Genomic DNA, 2,024 nt, shown 5'->3' on the forward strand with positions numbered 1-2,024 from the left:
CAAACCTCAGACCCACAGCAACACCAGCTCCACCCAAAGCATCACCCGAGGGGGGTCCGGCACCAGCCGGACCCCCCTCGGCCATTCCCCCACCGGGATACGTCGCGGAAGCGGCGACCGTCCCGCACATACGTCGAAGGGCCCGGCAGGTGCCGGGCCCTTCGACGTTGTCGGGATGCTGTCCGGTCGCGGGTGTCGTCCGTCGGAATTCCCTGCGGTGCCAGATCCGACGGGTTCCCGGAGATCGCGGATGTGCCCTCGCGACGTCTCACGCACCCCTGGGCGGTGATCATCCCGTCGCGGTGATCATCCCGTCTCCGCAGCGGCCACATCGCGTTCTCAGCCGGGACCGGATCCTCCAGGCCCGGAAACCCCGCTCCTGCGGCCACGCCCGGCAGCGAAAGGATCAAGCCCTTACCGGAGGCGCGGGGAGGGAGGGCTTTTCGCATGCGTTTCGCATGCCGTCCGGCCCATCCGAGAGCCCGGAGCGCGAATTGACGGCTCTTTAGACGCGACTCCCACGAAATCGGTGCCATCAAATTGATGTGATCTGCGTCACATATGATCGGTAACGGAATGTATCCGATCAGTCACGAAACATCCGTCACTTCAACAACAAGATTACGACTATCTGCGTAAACCCATCGATGATCCTCCAACTCCCGCATCGGCTTCACGGGAGTCCAAACATCACAGAATGGCATCGAAACGATCAAGGAAGTCTTTGATCCCCAAACCGGCTTCCGGTGCTCAAGATCGGCGCTGTATGTTTCTGGCAATCCCTTTACTGACGCATGGGACGCAAGAGGCGTTCCACATCAGACCAAGGAGTTCCCCTTGAAGCGCATTCTCCTCCCCGCCGGTGGCGCCGTTCTGGCCACCGGTCTGCTGGCCGCTGGTCTGGCCGGCACCGCCAACGCCGCCCCGGACTGGGCCTACGACACCATGGCCAAGGACGCCCCGGCCGCGGTCGACGTCGCCGAGTTCTGGCTCGCGGCGAACGGCGCGACGAACAACCTGGCCAAGGCCACCCCCTACACCTGGGAGACCAAGGCCACGCCGAAGCTCAACGCCGGTGGTGGCTACACCCCCGACGGCAAGCCCGGCGAGGTCAAGCCCACGGGTGAAGAGAAGAAGGCCGCCGCGAAGGTCAAGAACATCAACCTGCCGAAGTCCATCGGCAAGGTGTTCTTCGTTGACTCCAAGGGCGCGCTGAAGTGGTGCTCGGCCACCTCGATCCAGTCGCAGTACCGCAACCTGGTCGCCACGGCCGGTCACTGCGTCTACGACGACAAGGCCGACGCCAGCGTCATGGACAACTGGGTCTTCGTCCCCGGCTACTACCAGGGCAAGACCCCGTGGGGCATCTACGTCGGTAAGACGGCGTACACGCACTACGACTTCGCCAACTACGAGGACTACGACCGCGACTACGCGTTCGTGACCGTGTACAACGGTGTCCAGATCGGTGGCGGCACCGGCAAGGCCGTGTCCAAGGACGAGTACGACAAGTTCACTGGTCCCAAGGTCGTCAAGACCAGCGAGATCACCAAGGCCCAGTACGAGGAGTGCAAGGACTTCAACGGGAAGGAGACCTCCGACTGCTACGCCAAGGAGGAGTCCTCCCAGGTCCTTGTCGGCCCGGACTGGAAGGAAAAGATCGACGGCGTTTGGTACAAGGCCGTCAAGGTTCAGGCCGAGGTCACCAAGGCTCAGTACGACGCCGCCCCCAGCGGTGTCGGCCAGGGCTACAAGGACTACTTCGTCACTGAGCACGTCACCAAGGCCGTCTACGACGCCTACACCGGCCCCGGTTACCGCAAGATCGATGGCGTGGGCAACTACACCATCACCCACTACTACCTTGAGAAGTGGGTGAAGGAGACCAAGGCGACGAAGTACCTCAAGGACACCTTCATCATCGTCGAGGGCTTCATCAAGGACACCGGCAAGCTCGGTGACAACGTCGGTGGCCAGGGCTTCACCTGGAACCAGAAGCCGCAGCAGACGGTGTTCGTGTTCGG

At 62.6% G+C, this 2,024-nt stretch carries 1 protein-coding gene; it reads left to right on the forward strand.

Annotated elements, in window-relative coordinates; genetic code table 11:
- Positions 1-837: 837 nt before the first annotated feature.
- Positions 838-2,024: trypsin-like serine peptidase (locus tag ACFY3V_RS39645; protein WP_389780469.1), on the forward strand; the 1,187-nt coding region annotated here is incomplete at its 3' end.

The organism is Streptosporangium sp. NPDC000095, from assembly GCF_042899335.1.
Taxonomy (GTDB): domain Bacteria; phylum Actinomycetota; class Actinomycetes; order Streptosporangiales; family Streptosporangiaceae; genus Streptosporangium.